Source organism: Serratia sp. CoH_134_PS_4, assembly GCF_058190535.1.
The window spans coordinates 202,842-227,795 of sequence record NZ_JBXWKI010000008.1 but is presented as its reverse complement, the minus strand read 5'-3'; the positions used below and the strand labels follow the sequence as shown (position 1 = coordinate 227,795).

The window sequence follows — 24,954 nt, the reverse complement described above, 5'->3', positions numbered from 1 at the left end:
TCATGGCAAGCGGATGGGCGTCAGACGGCGCCGTACAGGATCAAATTGATTCCACCCTAGATGATGCAGTGCAGCGTGCAAGGCAGGCACTGGGTCATGGCGAAAGTGCGCATTATTGTCAGGAATGCGGAGAAGAAATTCCATTGGCACGCCAGCAAGCGCTAAAAGGCGTGCGCTATTGTCTTGCCTGCCAAACCGAGATGGATAAAAAACAGGCAGCCAGCAGCCTGTATAACCGCCGCGGCAGTAAAGACAGCCAGCTGAGGTAACGCCAATTGTGTCCACCGATCGCTCTTACTGAACACTCTTGCACCAGATGAAAACATTTTGCGGCATAAAAGTTAGAGTTAGTTATCAATATTGAAGCTAAACCGTTAACTATCGGTTGTTTCACCCCCATTATTTGGTTAATGATAGACCAATGCACCAACAGACAGCCATCAGCACCATTTTGGTGCCTCTATTTGGTGCATATAAATAATAATTCGACCTTCAGACACAACATCACACCACAACTCTTTGTTTTTATAGTAGTTGTAAACATGGCACGATTTTTTCATGGCACCAACTGCAATATAAAAAATGGGTAATCCGCAACCTGTACAGGAAATTCCTCTCATGAAGTCAATTTTTAAAGTCTCCCTGGCCGCACTTTCGTTGGCCTTTGCCGTAAGCTCCCACGCAGCAGACAAACTGGTCGTCGCCACCGACACCGCATTCGTTCCATTTGAGTTCAAGCAAGGTGATCAATACGTTGGTTTCGATATCGACCTGTGGGCCGCTATCGCCAAAGAGCTGAAACTGGACTACACCCTGAAACCTATGGATTTCAGCGGCATCATCCCTGCTCTGCAAACCAAAAATATCGACCTGGCGCTGGCCGGTATCACCATTACCGACGAGCGTAAAAAAGCCATCGAATTCTCTGACGGCTACTACAAAAGCGGTCTGCTGGTGATGGTGAATGCCAACGACAACAGCATCAAAGGCATCGATGATCTGAACGGTAAAGTGGTAGCGGTGAAGAGCGGCACCGGCTCCGTGGATTACGCCAAACAGCACATCAAAACCAAAGATCTGCGTCAGTTCCCGAACATCGATAACGCCTATATGGAACTGGGCACCAAGCGCGCTGACGCCGTACTGCACGACACACCAAACATCCTGTACTTCATTAAGACTGCCGGTGCCGGTAAGTTCAAAACCGTTGGCGACTCACTGGAAGCTCAGCAATACGGCATCGCCTTCCCTAAAGGCAGTGACGAGCTGCGCGTGAAGGTCAATGGCGCACTGAAAACCCTGCGCGAAAACGGCACTTACAACGAAATCTACAAAAAATGGTTCGGTACCGAACCTAAATAACGGATGAAGTCAGTCACTGATTCACTTAAGCACAGGGGTGGTGTCTTAGCCCCTGCGCTTTGTTGTATCTGATTCCCACGTTTGGGATCACCGGGAGAAAAAACCATGCAGTTCGACTGGAGCGCCATCTGGCCCGCCATCCCTATCCTGTTAGAAGGCGCCAAAATGACCCTGTGGATTTCGGTCCTCGGTCTTGTTGGCGGCCTGATCATCGGCCTTGTTGCCGGTTTTGCTCGTACCTATGGCGGTTGGATTGCCAATCACGTCGCCTTGGTATTCATTGAAGTTATCCGCGGCACGCCGATCGTGGTGCAGGTCATGTTCATCTACTTCGCCCTGCCGATGGCGTTCAATGATTTACGTATCGATCCCTTCAGTGCGGCAGTGGTCACCATTATGATCAACTCCGGCGCCTATATTGCGGAAATTACCCGCGGTGCGGTGCTGTCGATCCATAACGGCTTCCGTGAAGCAGGCCTGGCGCTCGGCCTGTCACGGCGTGAAACCATCCGCTATGTCATCATGCCGCTGGCGCTGCGGCGTATGCTGCCGCCGCTGGGTAACCAGTGGATCATCAGCATCAAAGACACCTCGCTGTTCATCGTGATCGGCGTGGCGGAACTGACCCGTCAAGGGCAGGAAATTATTGCCGGTAACTTCCGTGCGCTAGAAATCTGGAGCGCCGTAGCGGTTATTTATCTGATTATTACCCTGGTGCTGAGCTTCGTTCTGCGTCGTCTGGAAAGAAGGATGAAAATCCTGTGATTGAATTTAAAAACGTCTCCAAGCATTTTGGCCAAACCCAAGTGCTGCATAATATCGATTTGAAGATCGAAAAAGGTGAGGTCGTGGTGATTATCGGCCCTTCTGGCTCCGGTAAGTCGACCCTGCTGCGTTGCATCAACAAGCTCGAAGAGATCACCAGTGGCGATCTCTTCGTCGACGGCCTGAAAGCCAACGATCCTAAAGTTGACGATCGCCTGATTCGTCAGGAAGCCGGCATGGTGTTCCAGCAGTTTTACCTGTTCCCGCACCTGACGGCATTGGAAAACGTTGCCTTTGGCCCAATCCGCGTACGCGGTTTGAAAAAATCAGACGCAGAAAAGCTGGCACGTGAACTGCTGGCCAAGGTTGGTCTGGCCGAGCGCGCACATCATTATCCTTCCGAGCTGTCCGGTGGCCAGCAACAGCGCGTAGCGATCGCCCGCGCGCTGGCCGTGAAGCCGAAAATGATGCTGTTTGATGAGCCTACCTCGGCGCTCGATCCAGAACTGCGCCATGAAGTGCTGAAAGTCATGCAGGATTTGGCAGAAGAAGGCATGACCATGGTGATCGTCACCCACGAAGTCGGCTTTGCCGAAAAAGTGGCGTCGCGCCTGATCTTTATCGACAAAGGCCGGATTGCAGAAGACGGCAATCCGCACGCGTTGATTAACCATCCGCCAAGCCCTCGCCTACGCGAGTTCCTGCAACACGTTTCCTGATTTACCCTGCTCAGCGGCGGGCGCACTCTGCGCCCGCCGTTTCTATTTAGCACGCGTTCCCACTCTTCATCTCTCTTCATTTCCTACTATGTTGTTTGTTTTTTATAGCATTTGTATTTAATCCGCCGATTTACAGAGCCCCAAGAGAGGATCAATGCCCACAACCGCATACTCCCGATTCGGTTCTCATCTGCGAGAACATTTACGTTTATTCCCGTTGTTATTGCTGCTGACAGTCGCCGTAGCCTCTCCACGAGCGATAGCGCAACCCCCACAAAATGCCGCTCCTGGTGACCAAACTGAACAACAGAAAGCGTCTTACGCCGCGCTGGCGGATATTCTGCAAGATGACAAAGCCCGTGCTGGGCTGATCAGTCACCTGAGACAGCAGGCCGGTGAATCCCCCGCAACCCAGCCGCAAACCGACACGCCGGAAGCCGCCGACACGCTGAGCGATAACCTGAGCAATTTGGCGCAGTCTGGCATCAGTACCCTCAACCAAAGGTTGAATTCGCTACAAAAGCTGATCGACTCCGGCCCCAAACGCACGTTTAATGCCGACAGTTTTTTTCGCGCCCTGGGCTATTTCCTGCTGACAGTGGCGGTCACTTTTGCCCTGTTCCATCTGATCCGCCGTCTGATCGCCCCCCTGTATAAGCACATGGGCAACTGGGGCCACAACGCCAGGGTGCAACACGGTCCTTGGTATAAACGTCCCGTCGCCATCCTCGGTGCCTTTGCCGTCGATCTGCTGGTATTACTGCTGGCGCTTGCAGCGGGCAACCTGTTCGCTCGCCATGTTAATGCCGACAGCGCCACCATCATGCGTCTGCAAACGCTGTTTCTGAGTGCCTTTGCGGTGATTGAATTCTTCAAAGCGGTACTCCGGCTGATCTTTGCCCCCAACTTTGATTACCTGCGCCCTTTCCCGTTCAGCGACACCTCGGCCCACTACTGGAATACGCGCCTCGCCTGGCTCAGCGGTCTGATCGGCTACGGCCTGATGGTTGTGGTGCCCGTCGTGGCGGTACAAATCAGCTACCCGGCCGCGGCCGCGGTCAATCTGGCGGTGATGCTGGCTTTGACGCTGTATGCCGTCGCGTTGATCTTGCACAACCGCAAACCGATACAGCACCAAATTAACCTGCTGGCAGAACGTTCGATGGCGTTCTTTAGCGTAATTCTTCGCGGCCTTGGGCACGTCTGGCACCTGTTGGCGATCGCCTATTTCCTGGTGCTGTTCGTGCTTTCACAATTTGATATCGGCAACAGCCTGCGCTTTATGATGACGGCAACGGTGAAAAGCCTGCTGGTGATCGGCTTAGGGGCCTTACTTTCAGGCATGTTAACTCGCTGGATTTTTCGCCGCATCTCACTGCCGGCCGACGTTAATCTGCGTTACCCCATGCTGGAAAGACGCATTAACGCCTACATCCCAAACGGATTGAAAATCTTGCGGGTCATGGTGGTTTTGGCCGTGACGCTGTTCCTGTTCGACGCCTGGCACCTGATCAACCTGTATCAATGGGCGAGCAGCGACAACGGTGGAAAGGTGATTGGCGGGCTGATGCATATTCTGCTGATTCTGGTCATTGCCGTCTTCAGTTGGACGTTGATGGCCAGCGTCATCGAGCACCGGCTGGCGCTGGAGTTGAGCAATGGCATTCGCCCAAGCGCACGCGAGCGCACCCTGTTGACGCTGTTTCGTAACGTTCTGGCGATCGTGATCAGCACCATTACCATCATGATTGTGCTGTCGCAGGTCGGCATTAACATTGCGCCCCTGCTGGCGGGTGCCGGGGCGCTCGGCCTCGCCATCAGTTTTGGTGCACAAACGCTGGTGAAAGACGTGATTACCGGTGTCTTCATCCAGTTTGAGAACGGCATGAATACCGGTGAATATGTCACCGTCAGCGGCATTACCGGCACGGTGGAGCGCATGACTATCCGCTCAATTGGCCTGCGGGACGATTATGGTGTTTACCACATCGTCCCCTTCTCTTCGATCACCACATTGGCGAACTACGCCCGCGAGTTTGGCGTCTACCGAGCCAATTACACCGTGAGCCGTGATGAAGATATTGATCGTGTCCACGACGTGCTGCATCAGGCCGTCGCCGCGCTGAAACAGGATGAGCAGGTGAAGCACTTTCTGATTGGCGAACCGGTGTTCAACGGCGTGGTGGCGCTGGGCGATCGCTCTTTCACTACCCGGGTCACCCTACGCACTCAGGCGCTGAAACAGTGGGTCGTGCAATACGCCCTCGATCGGTTGGTGAAGATGCATTTCGAACGGGCGGGCATCACCATGCCACAGCAGGCGATGCAGCTGTCCTATGCGCCGAACGCGGGACCACAACCGGCAGCGCCCTGACAAGCATCACCGCGTCGTGCAGGGGTGGGCGGCCAGGAAGGCCGCCACATCCTGCTGATAAGCGTCAAATTGTATCGATCGCGGCGCAAACAGGCCGATGATGTTGATCAACGACGGGTAACGGACAAACAGCGGTTTGACCATGGCATGGTCAGCCTGTTCGATTCGCGTCACCGTCAGCAGGTCGGCGGGGACGACTTGCCGGTAGACGCGTTCAGTCTCGTTCGCATCAACATTGATGTCGCGTCCGCCCACTATCAGGTGTACCGGTGTTTTGTAATTTCTCAGCCCCACCCTGACGTCACTGGCCATGTTGGCACGAATAAACTGCCAACGATCCGCACTTAACGTCGCCGCCTCACCATATTCACGGAGGTATTGCGTGTAGCCGTCCGGCTGTTTCAGCAGGGATAATACGTGCCTCTCTTGAGCTTCGCGCTCCTGAATGCGTTGCTCATCATCACCCGCCGCCTCCATTTCCGCTCGGGTGTTGTATCGCCCCTGTGTTAGCCAGTTGATCGCCGGAGACATCACCAGCGTAAAAGCGATATCGGGTCGCCGCCGTGCAACGTCCGGCATCACCCACCCCGCCTGGCTTGCCCCCCATAACCCGACGCATTGCGGGTTAAAGCGCCCGTCTTTTCTGGCCCAGTCAATAATGTCCGCCGTTTCTTTTGCCCGGTCGTCCATGGTTTGGTGCAACCAGTTGCCGGAAGAGCCGCCGATGCCCGGTTTATCAAAAGATAAAACGGCATAACCCTGTTCGGCCATGGTCTCCCAAATGCCGTAGTAACCTTCGTCACGGCTGGCATTGGCAGGGCCATCACCATGAACAAAGACAATCACGCCCGGCTTTCCGTGCACGTTTTTCGGCAGCACCAGCGTACCGGCAAGGGCGTTGCCACCGGCGGTCAACCGAACCGGCTCGGTGACATATTGATAGTCGTTGGCGTAGAGGACCCAGCCTGACGCCACGACAAACAACACCAGTAAACAAACGGCTATTTTTTTCACCGCATTTCCCCGATGCGCTTTTCCATTAGCAACCAGTTTGCCTGGCGAAACAGCCACCACAGTGAAGCGTGTCTCTCCCGCCGGCCCATGTTGAAACCACATTGTTGATACAGACGCCGTGCGCCGATATTTTGTTGGCTCACGTGCAAACGCAACCAACGGTTAGGCTGCTGTGCCGCTGCATAGTCCGTTATCCATTCGATCAACATTTTTCCCACGCCTTTGCCCCGCAGCTTTTCATCTACCGCTAGGTAGGAGAGATAGAGTTCACCGGCGGCAGGCGCGTGCTGTAAGAACGCGATTTGCAGGTACATACGCCAAAAGTTCAGCATGCCATAACGACGGCACAACCCCAGTATCGGCAACGGACGCGCCCTCAAGGCACAATTGCCCAACCGCCCCGCAGACTTGAGCCCAAATGCTGCCACCACCTTACCCGCTCGCCGAACGACAAAGCTGTGCTCTTGGCTGTTGCTTTGATTCCAGCTCCATAGCCAGTAAAACAACCGCCATTGTTGGCGTGCGCCCAACCCGCACTGGCGTTGGAATTTGTCGTCAAAGGCAGCGTAAATCAGCGCAGCCGTCTGCAAGCGACAGGATTCACGGTAAGGTTGTATATCAAGCATTTTTCGCCCCATTACGCTTGCGTGAAAATCAACTGTTCCAGCAAGTGATTCGCCACCGTCGGCGCCTTGCGCGGGAAAATCGCCTGCCGCAGGGCCTGGCTTTCAATCACGTCCAGAATCAGTTGGGCAAGCTCGTGCGGATTTAACGCCGCCGCAATCTCGCCAGCTCGCTGCGCCAGGACGATAACCTGCACCAGCGCCTCCGTCAGTTGCTGCTGGTTGGCATCAAACTTCTCCGCCAAAATGGCATTGCGGGCAACCTCCGCCACGATTTCCGTCGCCAACTGAACGCTGTCCGGTGATGAGACAAAAACATGATAAGCGGTGAAAAAGTCGGACAGCGCCTGCCGGGGCCGGTGTTTACCCTCAACCAACCGTGCGGCGAACTCCGTGAAGAACGCATTCTCCAGAAGCGCTATTTCACCGATCAAGGCGTCCTTACCGGCAAAATGGTTGTAAAGGTTACCCACGCTGACACCCGCGGCCTGTGCGATATCTCGCATACTGGTCTGGTGAAAACCCTTATGGGTAAAGCTGTGCAATGCGGCATCAACAATTTTTTCTCGGTTTCCCATGAGCCTGTCTCGCGGTTGAAAGGTGGCTAGCGACATTCAATTTATTACGCAAGTGAACGAACGTTCGTTCACTTTTAATGGCAGCATACAGAATGTCAAACCGACGAGTTTGAACCAAAGATAAACAACCCGCAGAAGGGTAAAGCGAGAAAGGCGCTAACCCCGTTGCCCAGGGTTAGCGTAGAGACGATCAGTGCAGTGCACCCTCTTGTTTAACCGAGGTGAAGGCCTGCATCAGTTTCACCACGTCCTGCATGCCAACGTTCACCTGATTGATCACTTCCCCGGCGTCATGCGTCAGAGTCACCCCACCACCAGCCTGATCCACGCAGGTTGCCATGCCGGCAATCGCCGCTGCCACGCCGTGCTGAATGGATTTGGTCATTCGCTCTATCTCCGTCGCCGCCTTACGCGATTGCTCTGCCAGCGTGCGCACTTCATTGGCCACCACGGCGAAACCCCGCCCGTGCTCGCCCGCATGTGCGGCCTCAATCGACGCGTTGATCGCCAACAGGTTTGTTTGGGAAGCGATTTTACGGATAGCCTCAACAATGGTACCAATTTGCTGTGAGCACTGGCCCAATTCACTGATCACATCAGACGTTTGACGCGCTGCCGCCTCAACCTGCCGCATGCCTTCCACCGCCTGCTGAACGATGAGCGCGCCCTGCGATGCCTGCCGGTCAGTATCCAACGACAAATGGTGCACGTTGCGTACCATCTCCTCTTCATGCTGCTGTTGCATCATGAGTCGGGTGATGTCTTGAGCGATTTTTACAACCTTCACCAACCGCCCATTTCCGTCGAGGATCGGATTATAACTGGCTTCCAGCCATACCCTGTCCCCACGGCGGTTGACGCGTTCAAAGCGCCCGGTGATAAACTCACCGCGAGACAGTCGCTGCCAGTGTTGGCGGTAATCATCGGAGGCAGCAAACTCCGGCGTGCAAAGCACCGCGTGTGACTGCCCGCGCGCTTCTTCCAGCCGATAGCCAATGACCTTCAACATATTGTCGTTGGCGTCGAGGATCGTTCCCTGCGCGTTGAACGTGATCATCGCCATGGAACGATTTAACGCCGCCAATAAACTCTGATGTTCCTGCGCCTGAGTAATGCGTTCCGTCACTACGCTGGCGATCTTGACGATCTCCACCACCTGGCCTTTCTTGTTTAAGACCGGTGCATAGGTACCCTGCAACCACACCGTTTCACCGTCTTTGCGAATGCGTTTTATATTATCCGTGATCGGCTTGCCATTATTTAACATATCCCAATGTTTGAGATAGGCAGAACTTACGACATATTGCGGGTCACAAAAAATACGGTGATGCTGGCCAATCACCTCCTGCCGCTGGAATCCCATGGTCTGTAAAAATAAATCATTGGCGCGCAGCACAGTGCCATCAGGTTTAAATACAATCATGGCAACGGCATTTTCTATCGCACTCAACTCAGCGCGGCTGTGGGTATTTAACTGACTGAATCGTAACAGCATAATGTGGGTGTCCTTCTGGCAGATGATTTAGCGAGAAAACGCTTTTCATTTTATTTTCTTGCACGCTGCGCCCACACACAGACGTGCAACACCCTGAGAAACAGGCGAGCCTAATTTCCCCGGATAGACGATATTAACCGAGTTAAAAACATCAATTTAGTTATGTGATTATTATTTTTTGAATAAATAATTAAATTAGGATTTTTGTTACAAAGAACTGTATTGAGAATAACGCAAGTTGAAGAAATTGAAAGGGAAACGCGAAGTTTTATTGGCGCCGGCGACAAAACCGGCACCCGGGGAATTAACGCCAGCGTTCTGCCGCCCACGCGGCTTGTTGTTCTGCGTCGTGGAAGGTCCAGGCCACAAAACGGCTGATCTTTTGTCCCTGCGCCATCTCAATGGTGCGGACTTCGGCGGCACCCGCCAATTTTAACGCATGGTAAATCGACGGCAGCGTCGTGTTTTTAGAAATCAACGACGTAAACCACAGGCAATTCTGCGCCTTGCTGACGCTTTCCTCGACCATTTTACGCACAAAGGCTTCTTCGCCCCCTTCACACCACAGCTCATTATTTTTACCGCCAAAGTTCTGCACCGGCTTGCCCGCCACCTCGCCTTTGCCCAGCTTGTGCAGTTTGCGGCGGGTACTCGCATGCGCTTCTTGTTCAGAACCGTGGAACGGTGGGTTACACAGCGTAGCGTCAAACTTCTCTGCCACACCGATAATACCGTTAAAGATGAATTCCGGCTGTTTTTGCAAACGCAGGCGCACGCTGTTTCTCAGCGTTGGGTTCATCTCGACGATCATTTTGGCCGAATTAAGTGACACGGGGTCGATCTCAGATCCGGTAAAGCGCCAGCCGTACTCGCGCAGGCCAACGATCGGATAGATACAGTTGGCACCAATACCTACGTCAAGGATCGCCACACCTTTACCGCGCGGGATTTCGCCACCGTTACTGGTTGCCAGCAAGTCCGCCAAGTGGTGCAGGTAATCTGCGCGACCAGGGATCGGAGGGCAAAGGTAGTCGGCTGGAATATCCCAATGCTCGATACCATAAAAATGTTGCAGCAACGCACGGTTGAGCATTTTAACCGCTGCCGGATCGGCAAAATCCACTGAGACATCCCCCCAGGCGTTCGGCTTGACGAACGGCTCCAATGCCGGGCAACTGGCGATCAGTGCAGGGAAATCATAGCGTGAGCGATGACGGTTACGCGGGTGCAGGCCGCTTTTCTGCTGCGGGAAGGTTTTCTTTTTTTCCACCGTGACGGGCTCTCTTAAAGGTATTTCTGGCGCGTAAGATACCATAAAGCGCCGCTAAACTTGCAGCTGGCGGGAAACACGTCAGAATAAAAGCTCTCTTATCTCATGACAGGTCACTTATGAGCAGTGAGTCTCGTTATTATTATGAACCCGCCGCAGGCCACGGGCTGCCACACGATCCACTGAACGCCATCATCGGCCCACGTCCGATCGGCTGGATCTCATCAATCAGCGCTGCCGGCCAACGTAATCTGGCGCCCTATAGCTTTTTTAACTGTTTCAACTACCGCCCGCCGATTGTTGGCTTTGCCAGCAGTGGCTGGAAAGACAGCGTCGCAAATATTGTCGAAACAGGCGAATTTGTCTGGAATCTGGCGACACGCCCACTTGCCGATGCCATGAATAACAGCTCTGCCAGCCTGGCACGGGGTGAAGACGAATTTGCCTTTGCCGGCGTGACGCCGTTAGCCAGCCGCCGGGTAAAGGCTGAACGGGTAGCGGAAAGCCCGGTCAACTTTGAATGCCGTCTGTCACAATGTATTCAATTGCAAAGTGCTGCCGGGGAAAAGGTAGACACCTGGTTGGTACTGGGGGAAGTGGTTGCCGTGCATATCGATCCTGGCTTGCTCGACGAGCACGGCATCTATCAGACCGCGGCTGCCGAACCGATCCTGCGTGCGGGAGGCCCCACGGCTTACTATGGTATCTCGGAACAACACCGTTTCGATATGATTCGCCCGGACGCGCAAAAGCGCTGAGCAAGCCACCCTTTCTCCGTTTGGAGAGAGGGTTAATTAACAATCAAAAAATCTGAAAAAGATTATCAATACTCTCCGATTTCATCCTGCCTGTCACTGCGCAATAATCATTCCATCGAAAGGCAAACCCCTTTCACCCTTATAAAATTGACAGGAATGACTACCATGAAAAACATCAAAACTTTTGCTGCTGCTATCGCTCTTACTGCGGTTTCTTTCACATCTTTTGCTGCAGAACACGTTAGCGCACAGGACGCCGTCCAGTTTGAAAAAGCCGGTGTGATCACCGCCAGTGGTGCTACCGATCTGAGCAGCTTGAAAGCCCAGCTTTCCGCCAAAGCCGATGCAGCAGGTGCCAAGGCCTTCACCATTACCTCCACCAGCGGCAACAACCTGATGCATGCCACGGCTGTCATCTATAACTGATCGACCGATTAGAAATAAAAAAGCCCGCCGATACTCGCTATCGGCGGGCTTTTTTCATGGTCGTCAGGCCAGGCGTGCGTTTATCGCCGCGGCGAAATCACGACACATCTTCTCATCGCCTTCCGCGTTGTCCGCCAGTACTTGCTCACCATCCACCACGCGGATATGCGCCGCCAGATCAAAATCCGCTGCGGGTTGAGGCCGCGTAGCAGCATCGGCAATCGTCTGACGCGCATCCTGCCATGCCTGAGCCACCGTCTGGTTACAAGACTGCGCCAGATAATCGGGGTTAAAGCCTTCCCCAGTCAGGCTACGCAACGTATCGTCATGGCTCACGCTGTTTCCCGGTAGCCAATAGTGACGCGCCAGATCCGGTCCAATGGCCGGGTTGTCAGTAAGATAGCCGTCACGCTGCAGGAAAAATTGGCGCGTCTGTTCAACGGCCATTAGCGCCAGCAGATAGCCTTGATAGGAACACGCCGACTCCAGAGACAACAAGTGTGGGATGGCCAACGTTGGACGCGGGCTACCGCTAATGCCCAGAATCTTACGTTCAACTTCACGTGCCAACGCGGTGATCGCTTCTGGCGTGCGCTGTTCGTCATCCCACTGATACAACGCCCACTCAAAGTAAGGCACCAGCAGAATATGGCGTTCATTGAACGCGCGCATCGGTTGACGTGCGGCGATGCTGGCCTCAATTAATGCATCCGGCACCGGTTCACCGGCGGCATTTTTCGCATAGCGCTTCAACCAGTCGGCGTCGTCCAGCAGGCTGTCGCAAAACATCGACTGGGTTTCAGCATAGGCCATCGAGGTCGGCGGAAACTCTTGTGAGAAACAGGGGGCATTCTGGCAAATATTGGCAAAGTGCGCCGCGTGGCCGCCTTCGTGGAACAACGTATTCAAACCATGAGCACCGCTACCCACCTGGTCCGGCTGCGCCAGGCTGGTGAAGTTAATGCGTGCCGGTAGCCATTTCCCCTCTTGAATGAACGGCGGCACCGGGCCATGCATAAAACCATTTTCATATTTGCCCTGGCGTACCAACAGATCGAGATCCATTTGCGCACCGCGGAACCCAATATGCAGACGTTTAAAACTGTTGATCCAACGCTCAAGCGACTGCGCAAACGGAAAGTAAGGATCCAGTTGGCGGGTCACGTCACCCGCGCTGGCAAAGCGCACATTCCAGGGTTCTAACGCTTGCTCGCCTTTTTCCGCGGCCAACTGCTGCAAGCTGCGTGAGTTCGCTTCGCGGGTTTGCTGTTCGAAACGATCCAAAATGGCGAACAACTGCTCCGGCGTCATACGCTCGGTTTTATTCACCTTGTAGTCAAAGTAGTTACGAAAACCCATCTGGCGCGCAAAGCGATTGCGCAGGCTAATCAGCTCCGGCAAACCATTATGCAGTAGCCATTGCTCCAGCTCGCGCAACGCGTTTTGTGAACTTCGGCGGTATTCTTCGTTTTCATTGGTGGCCTGGTTGGTCAGCAGTTCACCGAGCGAGGCGTTCACCCGCTGCCCAGCCGCATTCAGATGGCTAACCGGATTGCTCTTGCGTCGGGTATAAAGATCCGCCTCGGCGCTGATAATTTGGTCCAACAGTGTCTGGGCGTCGGCGTCTTCAATCGCGTTGCAATCAAAAAACCGCAGCCAACCGTTCAACCCATGTTGCAGAGCATCACGCTGCGCATCCTGCGGCAAAATCTCCAGCCCGGCCAGCAACTGGCGAATTTCAGCCAACCGACGCGGCTCGGCGATAAAGCGCTTGTAGGCGCTCTCCGCTGCAGAGAAACGCGCGGAAACGTCATCACCGCCCATGCCCATATAATTCTGCCAGAACAGATCTTCTTTGGTGCGGTGAACGTCAAGGTAATCCTGATTCAATTGATTGAAGTAATCGAGAGCCTGTTGCATAACCATCCTTTCAGAGCCGATTTGCGAAATGTTCCAGTATAGCCAATGGATTTACGCGTCGCGTAAACGTTCCAATCCCTGTTCCAGGGTGTCTGCTTCACCGGTTGCTACCAGGCAACAGGCAATTTGGCGCTGGATCGCCAACGGGATCGCAATGTCACCCGCCAGGCAACGTTCTGTCCAACGTGCCGTGGTCTCTGCATCTTTCGCTGCCGGTAAATCAGGCGTTTCATCCTGCACCGGACGCTCTAGCAGCACCTGCTGCTCACCGTCGACAATGTAATGAATCTGCGGGCAACGCTGCGGGTTGGCATAGGCTTCACCTTCGGTGCCGTGCATCAGTAACCCACGCGCCCCAATCTGGCGGAAGAATGACGCCACACGGCCAACGTACTCAGGGTGCGACACACTGGCGATACGCAACACGTCCTGCTCGGCAAACGGCGTCGCCAGTTTGGCTAGCGTATGGGCGCTGTTGCGCACCCCCATGCGCCAGCGCATACCCAGTTGACGCTCCAGGGGCGCTGACAAGGCAGAAACCGGGATAAATACCGTTTCCCCCTTATCGAGGCGGTGTTGGGCATGGGCAGCCTCTTGCGACCAGGGCAGGCCCAGCAATGTAAAGGTGTCGGCGCTGGTCACGCGGGTGCTGTCATCCAACACGCCATGTACCACCACCGGCAGGCCAACGCGCGTCAGTAGCAGCGCCAATAGTGGCGTCAGGTTCGCCTGTTTACGCGCACCATTATAGCTGGGCAACACCACTGGCATCGGTCGCCCTTGCGGTGCCTGCAAATGCATCACCTGTTGCTGCATGGCCTGATAAAAACCGATCATTTCCTCTTCGGCTTCCCCTTTAATGCGCAGGGCGATCAAGATACCGCCCAGCTCCAGTTCGCCCACTTCACCGGCCAGCATCTTTTGATAGAGCTGAAAGGCAGTGTCCCGGTCGAGATCGCGTGCGTGGTTCTTGCCACGGCCTATTTCTTTGATAATTTTGGTGTAATCCATCGCCTGCATCCCCTAATTCAGTCTGGGATTAGCATACCTTATCCACGCCGCCGCTCAACCTCATCCGCCAGTTGCTGTTGGGCAACGTCACCGGCACGCAATGCAGCGACAACCCCGTCAACGTCTTCGGCGCTGCGGTTCTGGCTCATCTTCCATTTACCTTCCCGGTGGGTCACTGTGATTTCAATACCGACAATGCCCTTCATCTGCGCAGCGATATAATTGGCAGGTGCATCTTCCCTATGCCAGGGCTCAGGTTGACGGCCTTCTTGCAGCGCCGTTAATCCGTCCAACTGTTGCCGCAGCCAGCCTGCGTCCTCTGTCACTCGCGGCACACCTCGCAGTTGCACCACGCTGTAATTCCAGGTCGGCACGGCTTTACCGGTTTGCCGTTTGGTTTCATACCAACCCGGCGAGATATAGCCCTGTAGCCCCTGAAATACCACCAGACATTCCTGCACGGCCTGCAACAATGGCCAGTGTGGGTTGGCGCGGGACAGGTGCGCCCGCAGATGCACGTGGCCCTGTTCATCCGCATCAATCAAGAACGGCAACGGGTCCACCACCAGGCCCTGGTCTCCATGGCTAATGAGCATCCCCAGCGGGTTGGCACGCACCAGCGCAATGTGGCTCTCCAGACAGTCGTCACGGAATGAGGCGGGTTGATACATGGTGTCAGGCTTCCTTCAGCGCAATGGAATGATGAGATAGCAATAGCACCCGACGACCGTTGATTAAAGAGCCACTTTGCGCTGTTGTTGAATGATCCACCTTAACAGCACAAAGGCGACAAGCATGGCCAACAGGTTGTAGATCATCGCTCCGGCAAACGCCTGCCCATAGCGTTCTGCACCAGCGTCACCCACCAACAAGGGGACAAAAAACGCGCCGCTGGCGGCAATCCCCATTGCACCACCAATCTGCTGCACGGTGGAAATCACCCCCGCAGCCATGCCGGCCTGCTCTTCTTTGGCCAGCCCCAGTACCAGATTAAGTAATGGCGTCATACTCATCGCCTGACCAAAACCCAGGATCACCAGCCCCGGCAGGAGCCACAATGGTTGCGCCAACGCCGCTCCCCACACCACTTGCACCACCAACAGCGCCATTCCGGTTGCATAGATCACCACGCCAAACGCCAGAACCCCATTCCCCCAGCGCTGCACAAACGTCGGTGCGAGGAATGAGGCCAGCATAAATGCCACGCTGGCGGGTGCAAACAGGCTTCCCGCCTGAAACGGCGTCAGGCCCATTCCCGATTGCAACAACAGGGCAAAACACAAAAAGAAGGAGGAAGCCGTAGAGTAAATCGCCAGCACCACCACCACACCCGGGGTAAAACTCCCCTGGCGAAGCAGCGCCGGATCCAGTACCGCATCGCCGGAACGCATCGACAGTCGACGTTCCCAGCGTATAAAGGCCCATAGCACCCCCAAACCCAGTGCCAATACCGGCAATATCCACCAGGGCCAACCACGCGATGGTCCCTCCAACAGCGGAACTAACAGCAATAACAACCCTGTCGCGGCCAGCAGTAATCCCATGCCATCCAACCGCTGAGCCTGTTCGAGACGTGATTCTGGGAGACTCCGCGCCGCCAAGATCGCCAATGCACCGATCGGCAAATTAATCAGAAAGATCATGCGCCAGCCGCTACCGAAAATATTGGCTTCAATAATAAATCCACCGAAGATCTGCCCCAAAATGGCCGCCAGCCCCAGCGTCATTCCTAACCAGGCAAAAGCGCGCCGCCGTTGATGTGGGCCGTACAGCACACGCAGCAGCGCATAGATCTGCGGAAACAACAGTGCCGCCATCGCCCCTTGCAAAAAACGCGCTGCGATCAACATGGCCAGAGACGTCGCCAAGCCACACAGTGCCGACGCCAGCGTAAACCCCAGCATGCCCAGACTGAACATCTGGCGTCGCCCGAAACGATCCCCCAAACGCCCGCCTGCAATCAATAACACACCAAATGCCAGCTCATAGCCGGCAATAATCAGCCCGACACCGGCAAAATCAGCGGCGAACTGCTGCTGAATGACGGGCGCAGCCACGTTCACTACGAACAGGTCGAATACGGTGACAAAGCCCCCCAACAGCAACACGGGCAACCCCACCAGGCGACGATCACCCTCCGCGAATGACTGTTCCATAAATGCCTCCAAATATTGAGATGGCAGTAGTATGGAACATGTCCTAAACTGTTACTATATAGCCAGTTATACTATTACTGAGAGCAACAGGACAGTCACTATGCCGCCGCGTACCCTCAACCGAACCCGTCAGGATCTGGCGGATTTTCTGCGTCAAAAGCGCGAAAAATTGTCACCGCAGGCTGTCGGTCTGCCAAGCGGCACCCGACGCCGTACGCCGGGACTGCGGCGTGAAGAAGTCGCCGCGCTGGCAGGGGTCGGCCTCACCTGGTACACCTGGCTGGAACAAGGGCGGGAAATCAACGTCTCGGTGGATTTTTTGGAGAACCTGGCACGTGTGCTGAAGCTGGATGCAACCGCCCGTTACCATCTGTTTTTGCTGGCACATCAACGTCCCCCCGTACCGGTTGGCCATCAATGGTGCCAGGTCTCGCCGCTGGTGCGTCGTCTGCTGGACGATCTGCACCTTCGTCCGGCTTACGTCATGAACCTGAGTTGGGACATCATCGCCTGGAACCCTGCTGCGGAACGGCTGTTCGCCATTGGCGACCGCCCGGCAGAACAGCGCAACATGTTGTGGATGCTGTTCGCCGATCCCCACCTCAACCAGCGTCTGGTGGAATGGCAGGCGCAAGCGCCGCAAATCCTTGCCAGCTTCCGTCGTGACTACGCCCGCGCCCCGGAAGATGCCACCATGCAGCAACGAGTACAGGCACTGGAACAGGTCTCACCACAGTTTCGCCAGCTGTGGCAACAGCATGACATTCACGGCCGTTGTCAGGGAGAGCGCACGTTCAATGTGCCCGGTGCCGGTCAGGTGACGTTTGAACATGCGTCGTTCATTGTCGATGAGGAAAATCATTTGCGGTTGGTGATGTACAGCGCGCTGGCGCAATGCCCGACCAGCGCGGCGTTTGAGGCGTTATTACAGGCGTAAGGCTATTTACGGCTGTCAAAAATCAACTTGCAGGCCAACCCGGCGAACACGCTGCTCAGCAGGTAGTTCGGCCAACGGGCACTGAACTGGCGGCCGACAAAGCGGCTTTTCATGCTGCTGACAGCCATGATAAGCCCGCCGTTAATCACCAAACCCACCAGATTTAGCACTGTCGCGAGCAGCAGCATTTGCGCCACCAGTGAACCGGCATGCGGATCGATAAACTGCGGGAACAGTGCCAAAACGAACAGCGCCATTTTGGGATTGAGGATATTGGTGAACAACCCTTGCCGGAAAATTCGGACGGTTGGCTCTGCCGTTAATCCGGCAGATGCCTGCAAATGGCTGCCAGAACGTAACGTTTTCCATGCCAAATACAGTAAATACGCCGCCCCCAGTAGCCGCACCGTATCGTAGGCCAAGGGTACTGCGACAAACAGTTGTGATAAACCCAGGGCCGCCGCCAGAGCATGGCAGTAGGTGCCCAGTTGGATCCCCGCCAGAGAGGCAAAACCGGCTCGACGCCCCTGGCTAACGCTGCGTGAAGCAATCAGCAACATATCTGGCCCTGGCGTAACCGCGAGCGCCAGACAGGCGCCGGAAAACAGCAAAATGGTGGAAGCGTCAATCATAAGTCACCCGTACGCAGCATGGTGGGAAGCAGGCGTTATCATATGCCAGCGCTAAATCACTGCCAAGGTGCTTTGGGCGTGAAGGCCGACAGCAGCGCCTCAATGGCTACCCGTACCCGTAGCGGCATGGTGATGCCTTTCAGCCACACCACGTTAATCGCCAGTCCCGCGCCACAACTGCCTGGCAAAATCTCTTGCAATGTCCCCGCAGCGAGTGCGTCGTGCGCCAGCCAACGCGGCAACATGGCAATCCCCTGTCCTGCGCAAACTGCGCTGAGTGCCGCCTCCATATTGCTCAGCCGCAAACGGGTCGGCAGAGTCACGCGTTGTACTTTTCCTTGTTCATCCATTAACTGCCAGGGCGGGCTACGCCCATCGCGTAACAGGCCCACCGCCTGATACCGCGATAACTCAGCGACCCTATCTGGCTCGCCTTGCCGCGCCAGATAGGCCGGGGCGGCACAGAGTATTTGCTGTTGTTCACCCAATTGGCGTGCGGTGATTGCCGCCGCATCGCCTGGTAAACCGATACGCACCGCCAGATCGATCCCCTCTTCCGCCAGATCAACCCTACGGTTGGAAAACAACGCGTCGATCTGCAACCGAGGGTAACGATCCGCCAGCGACAATAGCGGCGGCATCACCCACTTTTGGCCAAACAATACCGGTAGCGATACCCGCAATCGCCCTTCTGGCGTATGGGCGCGGGCCGCGAGCTGGTTTTCCGCCGCTTCCAGCGCTGCCAATGCTTTCAGGCAATCGTCATAAAACAGTTGCCCTTCGTCAGTCAAAGACAGACTGCGGGTGGTGCGTTGAAATAGCCGCACCTGTAACCGCTGTTCCAGTCGCGCCACGGCTTTCCCCACGGTAGAACGGGAAAGCCCCAACTGCTCTGCTGCGCGACTAAATCCCCCCGCCTGCACCGCCTGCACAAAAGCGCGGATCGCATGTAGCCGTTCACTGGAAATCATGCTGGCCTCTTATTGACGATATTAATTCGCCTATTAAACGATGAAACACCGCCACTGGCTATAACAAGCACTGAGTACACTGAAGGCAGGCTTTTTAACCGAGGACATACCCGATGAGTGAACGCAGCGAAATTCTGACCGACGTCAGTACCCCGCGCCTGTGGCGGCTGCTGATTGGCATCAGTATCGCCAGCTTTTTGGGCTGCATCGATTTCACTATCGTCAATACCACCATTCCCGCCATTCAGCGCGAATTGGCCGCGCCCTTGAGTCAGGTGCAATGGGTCATGACGCTGTTCGTCATGGCATTGTGCGCCTTTATGGTCAGCGCCGGGCGACTGGCAGACCTGTACGGCCGCCGCCGGGTATTGTATTGCGGGATGTTGGTGTTCGCCGGCGCGTCACTGGGGGCGGGGCTGGCGGGCAGTATTGAGCTGCTCAATGTTTGGCGCTTTGTGCAGGGCGCAGCTTGCGCAGTGTTGTATACCGCCACCACCGCCATTGTCGCCGATGCCTGGCCCCCCCAGCAGCGCGGTCGCGCAATTGGCATTTTATTGGCAGTTAACGGTCTGGGGTTGGCCATCGGTCCGGTCGCCGGAGGCTTGCTGGTCGGCACGCTTGGCTGGCGCTGGGTATTTTTGTTGAACGTACCGCTGATCGCGCTGAGTTTCGCCTTCTGCCTGGGCACCGTGCAGGAATCCCGCGCACAGCAAGGTGCAACGTTGGATATTACCGGCCTGATCTTGCTGGTGACTGGCGTTGCCGGATTGCTGTTGGCCATTAGCCAAGGTGGCCAGTGGGGGTGGCTGAGCCTGAAAACGTGGCTCACGGCGTCAGTGGCGGTGGCCACACTGATCCTGCTGGTGCCGGTCGAGCGTAGAGCGCACTCTCCCTTGGTACCCTTAGCGCTGTTGCGGCGTCCGGCGTTATTGCGTGTCTGTCTGTTAAGCGCGCTGTTAGCCTTCTTTTACTGTGCCGCCTTCTTCCTGATGCCCATTTATCTGGAAAACACCCGCCATTATGAGGGCGTGATGCTGGGGCTGCTGCTGTTGCCGACCACCGCCGTAATGGCATTGATTTCGCCCTGGGTCGGCAGGTGGGTGGATAAGTCCGGCCCGCAGCCGGCGCTGGTCCTTGGTTTTGCCGCGTTGGCCGCTTCTGCCGCACTGCAAAGCCAGTTTAACGCCGGCAGCCCGTTCCCCTTATTACTTGGCGCCTTTGCCCTCATGGGCCTGGGATGGGGATGCATCCTCGGCCCCTTGGTGTTGGCAACGCTGAGTACCGTCAGCGAGGCGCAAAGCGGCAGCGCATTGGGGATTACCTGGACGCTGCACAATCTTGGCGGCGCGGTTGGGTTAGCCCTGGCAGCATTGATTTATCCGACCTACGGCTACCAGGCCGTGATGCTGCTGCTGTTGCTGCTCTCATTGTTCGGAGGCCTGCTTGCTGTCTGGCATCGCCGTTGAGCGGATACGACGTTCGCCTAACAGGTTCATGCCAGCGGCCGCCAGCAAGATGATCGCAGCACCAGCAAATTGGAGGGCGACCAACCGATGACCAAACGCCAACCGATCGACCAGCATGGCAGCAATCGGATAAATAAATGACAGCGAACCGATCAGGTTGGTTGGCAACTTTTGGATCGCGCCATACAGCAGCACGTACATCAGCCCGGTGTGTAATACACCGAGTGTCGCCAGCATTCCCCACTGCCCAACATTGGCTGGCGCGTGGAAATCAACCCACGGCAACAACATCACCACGCCGACCGTAACCTGGATCAGCGCGATCAGGTGCGGCGGCGTGCCCTTCAGCCGCTTGGCGGCCAGCGCCATCAGCGCATAAAAAAAGGCCGCCCCCAACGACAGCAAAATTCCCAGCAGGTAGTTATTCTGACCGCCCGTCTGCTTAGGCTGCGCCAGCACCACCAGCATCATGCCGACAAACGCCAACACCAACCACAACAGCTTGCGGGCAGTCAGTTTCTCTCCGAGGAACAGTGCTCCCAGGGCCACCAACATGAAAGGCTGGGTGTTATACACCGCGGTAGCGATGGAGATGGATGCATAGGAATAAGCGGCAAACAGCAATAACCAGTTGACCACCAACGCGACACCGCCGGCAATCGCCAACAGCAGCGTGGCCCGCGTCAGGACATCACGCCGCAACTGGCCGAGTGCCGCACAGATGGCCAGCAGTACCAGTGCCCCCACGGCACAGCGCCAGAACACCACATTAATCACCGGTTGACCGGACATCAGCACAAACCAGCCAATGGTGCCGGAAATCAGCATTGCGGCAATCATCTCCAGCGAGCCGCGTTTTATCTCTGCATTCATCGTTGTTTCCTCTAATCAGCCAATAGACTTAGCTTGCGACTTTACCCTGCAGCTTTCCATGGCATAAAAAAGGCCAACATGCTTAACTTCCTTTTTATTGAAGGCATAAAACAGAAATAACCTAATGGAGGCTATATGGATGATATTGATCGCCAGATCCTGACGCTGCTTGCTGAGGATGCAAGAGTCTCACTCAAAACCCTCAGCGCCAGCGTTGGGCTTTCGTCGCCCAGCACTTCGGAGCGTCTGCGACGGTTGGAAGAGAACGCCGTCATCCAGGGCTATACGCTGAACGTCAATTTGCAGGCGTTGGGCTACGCTTTTCAGTCACTGGTACGCATCAAGCCGCTGCCGGGCATGCTGAAGAAGGTCGAGCAGATGATTCAGGATATCCCGGAGGTGATTGAGTGTGACAAGGTGACGGGCGAGGACTGCTTTATCGTGCGACTGGTGGCACATTCGATGGAGCAGCTCGACCAGATCCTCGATCAACTGGCCGAGCGGGCGCAGAGCAACACCGCCATCGTCAAAACCACGCCGGTGAAGCGTCGTCTGCCGCCCCTGCTTTGATTAGCGCGTGCGCCGGCGGGCGTACGGGCTCTTGCGTTTTTTGTCTTTTTTCTCCGCCGCTGCGGCGGATTTGAGCGCAGCCTTGTGCGCCTTGTCAGCGTCCGGCACCTCCCGCTGTTCAATGGGAAACACCGGCAGTGACGCCAACAAGCGCGAACCGTAGCTTTTGGTCAACAAGCGGCGATCGTAAATCACGATCTCGCCATGGCACTCATTGCTGCGGATCAGCCGGCCCACCTGTTGGATCAGGTTGAAGGAGGCGCTCGGCAGGCTCTGCACTTCAAACGGATAGCGCTTCAGCGATTTTAGCCATTCGCCTTCGGTCAGGATCACCGGGCTGTCGATCGGCGGGAAAGCAATCTTGTGGATATGCACCTGGGTCAGCAGTTCGCCCTTCAGATCCAACCCTTCGGCAAACGACTGCAGGCCAACCAGCACACTGGCAGTGCCCTTCTCAACCCGTTTGCGGTGTTCTTCCACCAGCCGGTAACGCGGCTGATCGCCCTGTACCAGCAACATCAAGCGCAGATCCGTGACATAGCTGAGAAAAGTTTGCATTGCCCGGTGGCTACTGAACAAAATCAACATGCCTTTGTGCTTGCCACCGGCCTGTTCGGCGCGGAAAAAGCGCGCCATCTCTTCCAGATGTTCGGCCTCATTGGCCATCGCCGGTTCAAAACGCATGTTCGGGATAACAATTTTGCCCTGCTCCACATGATTAAAGGGTGAAGACAGCGCTTCGAAACGATCGCCGGCTTTTTCGCTCAACCCGCTCATTTCTTGCAGGCGCGCAAAACTGTTCAATGAACGCAGCGTTGCCGAGGTGATCACCACGTGCGGCACCTTGCGCCACAGCAGTTTTTCCAGCTGATCGCTGACGCGAATACCCACGCAGTGCAGGTACAGATGCGTCACGTTATCCCGCAGATCACGCGTCACCCATTTTGAGATGGGGGCATTAGAGGACTTGTCTAGCGCCGCGAGTCGCCAGAGCTTACTCATGGCCTCCAGATACCCCAAGGTGCGGCTCATCTGAATAATCGAACGATGCAGACGCACAATATCGTGCTTGCCGGTCTGTTCACTGAGATCGTTGAGTATGAACTCTGCCACCCCGCGTAAGGCATCCGTCAGTTTGAATAACCGTGCACTGGTTTCCACCATCTCTACCGGCAGCTCACCCATTTCAAAGCGGTGTTCGGCGATCACCGTATCTGTCGGCAGAAAGGCGCTGACCTGATGTTCAAAAATCTGGATCAGTTCGCGCATCTCTTCACAGTGGTTCTTCAAGCGTTCGTCGTTCGTCAGGCCCGGCGGGTTCTTTGGCCGATATTGCGTCATGCACTGTTCAACATGGCGCACGATCATGTCCAATTGCAGATTGGTCGACAGCGCGGTAATTTCACCGTCAATCTCCAACGCATCACGCGCAACGTCCGGCAGGTGGTGGCCTTCATCGAGCACCAGCAGCAGCTCCTTGGGATTCGGCAGTACCGATTCGGTTTCCAGCGCCGCCATCACCAGCGCATGGTTAGCCACAACCACATCGGCAGTTTCAATCTCTTTGCGGGCAATATAAAACGGGCATTCACGAATATAGTGGCAATTGCGCCCCAGGCAGTTGGCTTTATCGGTACTCAGCTTGATCCACAGCGGATCGTCAATCGACAGTTGATAATGGTCGCGCAACCCGTCCCACTCATGGCGGCTGAGCGCTTTACTCAGTTTTTGGCATAACGCTTGCTCTTCACCGCTCGAAGGTGCCAGTTCGTCATCCAGAAACAGTGTCAGATCGCCCTGCTCACTGACGTCTGTGCTCAGCGCCGCTAAATTACGCGGGCAAACATAGCGGCCACGACCAAAGGCGCCGGTAAACTTCAGATCGGGAATGATCTTCTTAAGCAGCGGTAAATCTTTACTGTAGATCTGATCCTGCAACGCCACGTTAGCCGTACTGACCACCAAGGGTTTGCTTTCTGCGCGACCCACGGCGATCCCCGGGATCAGGTAGGACAAGGTTTTGCCTACACCGGTGGGCGCTTCAATCGCCAGGTGGCGCGAATAATCCCCCGCCAACGTTTTCGCGACTTCAGCGATCATCTGCCGTTGCGGTGCACGGGAAATAAAATCCGGTATTTGTTGCTGCAGGGCTTTGTACCACTGGCCAATCTGATCTTTAACTGCGGGGGAGAGCGCCATTCAACTCTATATCTCTACGAAATGATGGCGCTATTGTCCCACAGACCGACTGCCGCGTCAGCCTAGCCTTCGATCATTGAAGCGCGCCCCGCACTGAACGACCACTCATCCAATTGCGTCGTGGTGATCACCACCATCACATCTTGCGGACGTAACCCTATGTTTTCCGCCAGCAGTTGCGCCAACCGCTGGTAAAAGCGCTGTTTGGTGGCGGTATCTCGCGGACGTCCGATGGTGATGTAAAACAGTACATAATCTTCCGACCGTGGGCCGCCCAGATAGTCACGATCGTAAATCAGCTCGCCAGGGCGGTATTGGTCGATAGCCTGAAACTTATCGGCTGGCGGCACATGGAAGGTTTCGACCAATGCCTGATGAAGGCTATCGGACAGGGTTTTCAGGTAGTGTTCCGATTTGCCCTGATGCAAAGCGATGCGGCTAAATGGCATGGGACGACGCCTGTTTCAGTTCACGCAGGCGCGCCACGGCGGAGGCTGCCGCAGGCCAGCCGGCATAGAAAGCCAGATGGGTGATCAACTCGGCAAGCTGTTCAATGCTCACGCCATGGCGTTCGGCCAAGCGCAGGTGAAAAGGCAATTGCTCCACACGGTTAAGTGCCACCAGTGCCGCGACCGTGATCAGGCTGCGTTCACGCGGAGTGAGGTCCGGTCGCTGCCAAACGTCGTCGAATAATACGCTGTCACTGAGCTGTGCCAGTTTGGGGGCAATGTCACCGAATGCTTGCTGTGCCGTCTGTTGGGAAGGTTGCATCACATACTCCTGCTGTTTTAAGGGATAGCGTTACGCTACCCCTTAACCTCAGGGGTGAAAATCG

At 55.6% G+C, this 24,954-nt stretch carries 24 protein-coding genes and 1 pseudogene; 10 read left to right on the top strand and 15 right to left on the bottom strand.

Annotated features, from left to right (window positions below; all coding sequences use genetic code 11):
- Positions 1-2: 2 nt before the first annotated feature.
- From AC2FCQ_RS14875 to ybiO, 5 genes are all read left to right on the top strand, one after another.
- The gene (locus AC2FCQ_RS14875; protein ID WP_209632356.1) at positions 3-269 is read left to right on the top strand and encodes a DksA/TraR family C4-type zinc finger protein; all 267 of its coding nucleotides are present in this window, start codon (positions 3-5) and stop codon (positions 267-269) included.
- Between the two features lie 349 nt (positions 270-618).
- The gene (glnH, locus tag AC2FCQ_RS14870; RefSeq protein ID WP_209632355.1) at positions 619-1,362 is read left to right on the top strand and encodes a glutamine ABC transporter substrate-binding protein GlnH; all 744 of its coding nucleotides are present in this window, start codon (positions 619-621) and stop codon (positions 1,360-1,362) included.
- A 105-nt stretch (positions 1,363-1,467) separates the two neighbouring features.
- Entirely contained in the window at positions 1,468-2,127 is a 660-nt protein-coding gene (gene glnP / locus AC2FCQ_RS14865) for a glutamine ABC transporter permease GlnP (protein WP_037425367.1), read from the top strand.
- The gene (glnQ, locus tag AC2FCQ_RS14860; protein WP_209632354.1) at positions 2,124-2,846 is read left to right on the top strand and encodes a glutamine ABC transporter ATP-binding protein GlnQ; all 723 of its coding nucleotides are present in this window, start codon (positions 2,124-2,126) and stop codon (positions 2,844-2,846) included. The genes glnP and glnQ overlap by 4 nt, the downstream gene beginning before the upstream one ends.
- Positions 2,847-3,000: 154 nt before the next feature.
- Positions 3,001-5,220, top strand: coding sequence for a mechanosensitive channel protein (gene ybiO / locus AC2FCQ_RS14855; RefSeq protein WP_490308521.1), 2,220 nt, complete (start codon positions 3,001-3,003; stop codon positions 5,218-5,220).
- Positions 5,221-5,226: 6 nt separating this feature from the next.
- Here ybiO and AC2FCQ_RS14850 read toward each other — a convergent pair whose 3' ends face one another.
- The 5 genes from AC2FCQ_RS14850 to rlmF form a co-directional block, all read right to left on the bottom strand.
- Positions 5,227-6,234 carry an alpha/beta hydrolase family protein gene (locus AC2FCQ_RS14850; protein ID WP_490308523.1) on the bottom strand — a complete coding sequence of 336 codons (1,008 nt, stop codon included), beginning with the start codon at positions 6,232-6,234 and terminating at the stop codon, positions 5,227-5,229.
- Complete coding sequence (locus AC2FCQ_RS14845; protein WP_265556340.1) at positions 6,231-6,860, bottom strand: GNAT family N-acetyltransferase; 630 nt, start codon at positions 6,858-6,860, stop codon at positions 6,231-6,233. Before AC2FCQ_RS14845 ends, AC2FCQ_RS14850 begins: the two co-directional genes overlap by 4 nt.
- Before the next feature lie 11 nt (positions 6,861-6,871).
- Positions 6,872-7,435: a TetR/AcrR family transcriptional regulator gene (locus AC2FCQ_RS14840; protein WP_265556339.1), complete on the bottom strand. Its 564-nt coding sequence runs from the start codon at positions 7,433-7,435 to the stop codon at positions 6,872-6,874.
- Positions 7,436-7,625: 190 nt separating this feature from the next.
- Complete coding sequence (locus AC2FCQ_RS14835; protein WP_209632349.1) at positions 7,626-8,930, bottom strand: methyl-accepting chemotaxis protein; 1,305 nt, start codon at positions 8,928-8,930, stop codon at positions 7,626-7,628.
- Between the two features lie 304 nt (positions 8,931-9,234).
- Positions 9,235-10,200 carry a 23S rRNA (adenine(1618)-N(6))-methyltransferase RlmF gene (rlmF, locus tag AC2FCQ_RS14830; RefSeq protein WP_490308524.1) on the bottom strand — a complete coding sequence of 322 codons (966 nt, stop codon included), beginning with the start codon at positions 10,198-10,200 and terminating at the stop codon, positions 9,235-9,237.
- Positions 10,201-10,319: 119 nt separating this feature from the next.
- On the opposite strand from rlmF, the gene AC2FCQ_RS14825 reads away from it, so the two are divergent.
- Positions 10,320-10,958 carry a flavin reductase family protein gene (locus tag AC2FCQ_RS14825; RefSeq protein ID WP_265556338.1) on the top strand — a complete coding sequence of 213 codons (639 nt, stop codon included), beginning with the start codon at positions 10,320-10,322 and terminating at the stop codon, positions 10,956-10,958.
- Positions 10,959-11,123: 165 nt separating this feature from the next.
- A complete protein-coding gene (gene bhsA / locus AC2FCQ_RS14820) occupies positions 11,124-11,384 on the top strand; it encodes a multiple stress resistance protein BhsA (protein ID WP_209632346.1) in 261 nt (86 codons plus the stop codon).
- A gap of 63 nt (positions 11,385-11,447) precedes the next feature.
- Here bhsA and AC2FCQ_RS14815 read toward each other — a convergent pair whose 3' ends face one another.
- From AC2FCQ_RS14815 to AC2FCQ_RS14800, 4 genes are all read right to left on the bottom strand, one after another.
- The gene (locus AC2FCQ_RS14815; RefSeq protein ID WP_209632345.1) at positions 11,448-13,304 is read right to left on the bottom strand and encodes a M3 family metallopeptidase; all 1,857 of its coding nucleotides are present in this window, start codon (positions 13,302-13,304) and stop codon (positions 11,448-11,450) included.
- Between the two features lie 51 nt (positions 13,305-13,355).
- Entirely contained in the window at positions 13,356-14,315 is a 960-nt protein-coding gene (ybiB, locus tag AC2FCQ_RS14810; RefSeq protein WP_490308526.1) for a DNA-binding protein YbiB, read from the bottom strand.
- Between the two features lie 38 nt (positions 14,316-14,353).
- A complete protein-coding gene (locus AC2FCQ_RS14805; protein ID WP_209632343.1) occupies positions 14,354-14,986 on the bottom strand; it encodes an FMN-binding negative transcriptional regulator in 633 nt (210 codons plus the stop codon).
- Positions 14,987-15,049: 63 nt separating this feature from the next.
- Positions 15,050-16,471, bottom strand: a complete 1,422-nt coding sequence (locus AC2FCQ_RS14800) for an MFS transporter (protein ID WP_490308527.1) — start codon at positions 16,469-16,471, stop codon at positions 15,050-15,052.
- Positions 16,472-16,571: 100 nt separating this feature from the next.
- Here AC2FCQ_RS14800 and AC2FCQ_RS14795 point away from each other — a divergent pair, with 100 nt between their 5' ends.
- A complete protein-coding gene (locus AC2FCQ_RS14795) occupies positions 16,572-17,408 on the top strand; it encodes a helix-turn-helix transcriptional regulator (protein ID WP_265556334.1) in 837 nt (278 codons plus the stop codon).
- A 2-nt stretch (positions 17,409-17,410) separates the two neighbouring features.
- Here the strand turns inward: AC2FCQ_RS14795 and AC2FCQ_RS14790 are convergent, their stop codons facing one another.
- Positions 17,411-18,040: a LysE family translocator gene (locus tag AC2FCQ_RS14790; RefSeq protein WP_490308528.1), complete on the bottom strand. Its 630-nt coding sequence runs from the start codon at positions 18,038-18,040 to the stop codon at positions 17,411-17,413.
- A 56-nt stretch (positions 18,041-18,096) separates the two neighbouring features.
- Positions 18,097-19,011: a LysR family transcriptional regulator gene (locus AC2FCQ_RS14785; protein WP_490308529.1), complete on the bottom strand. Its 915-nt coding sequence runs from the start codon at positions 19,009-19,011 to the stop codon at positions 18,097-18,099.
- Between the two features lie 113 nt (positions 19,012-19,124).
- Here AC2FCQ_RS14785 and AC2FCQ_RS14780 point away from each other — a divergent pair, with 113 nt between their 5' ends.
- Positions 19,125-20,477 carry a DHA2 family efflux MFS transporter permease subunit gene (locus tag AC2FCQ_RS14780; protein ID WP_490308530.1) on the top strand — a complete coding sequence of 451 codons (1,353 nt, stop codon included), beginning with the start codon at positions 19,125-19,127 and terminating at the stop codon, positions 20,475-20,477.
- On the opposite strand, the gene AC2FCQ_RS14775 is transcribed toward AC2FCQ_RS14780, so the two are convergent.
- Positions 20,436-21,350: a DMT family transporter gene (locus AC2FCQ_RS14775; RefSeq protein ID WP_404760056.1), complete on the bottom strand. Its 915-nt coding sequence runs from the start codon at positions 21,348-21,350 to the stop codon at positions 20,436-20,438. The two genes, AC2FCQ_RS14780 and AC2FCQ_RS14775, sit on opposite strands and share 42 nt — an antisense overlap.
- A gap of 135 nt (positions 21,351-21,485) precedes the next feature.
- Here AC2FCQ_RS14775 and AC2FCQ_RS14770 point away from each other — a divergent pair, with 135 nt between their 5' ends.
- Entirely contained in the window at positions 21,486-21,920 is a 435-nt protein-coding gene (locus AC2FCQ_RS14770; protein WP_209632336.1) for an Lrp/AsnC family transcriptional regulator, read from the top strand.
- A gap of 107 nt (positions 21,921-22,027) precedes the next feature.
- On the opposite strand, the pseudogene dinG reads toward AC2FCQ_RS14770, so the two are convergent.
- The 3 genes and pseudogenes from dinG to AC2FCQ_RS14755 all read right to left on the bottom strand — a co-directional run.
- Positions 22,028-24,119: pseudogene (gene dinG, locus AC2FCQ_RS14765) on the bottom strand (ATP-dependent DNA helicase DinG); the annotation flags it as partial.
- A gap of 62 nt (positions 24,120-24,181) precedes the next feature.
- A complete protein-coding gene (locus AC2FCQ_RS14760; protein ID WP_209632334.1) occupies positions 24,182-24,568 on the bottom strand; it encodes a tautomerase family protein in 387 nt (128 codons plus the stop codon).
- Complete coding sequence (locus AC2FCQ_RS14755; protein ID WP_490308531.1) at positions 24,558-24,890, bottom strand: carboxymuconolactone decarboxylase family protein; 333 nt, start codon at positions 24,888-24,890, stop codon at positions 24,558-24,560. Before AC2FCQ_RS14755 ends, AC2FCQ_RS14760 begins: the two co-directional genes overlap by 11 nt.
- Positions 24,891-24,954: the final 64 nt, after the last annotated feature.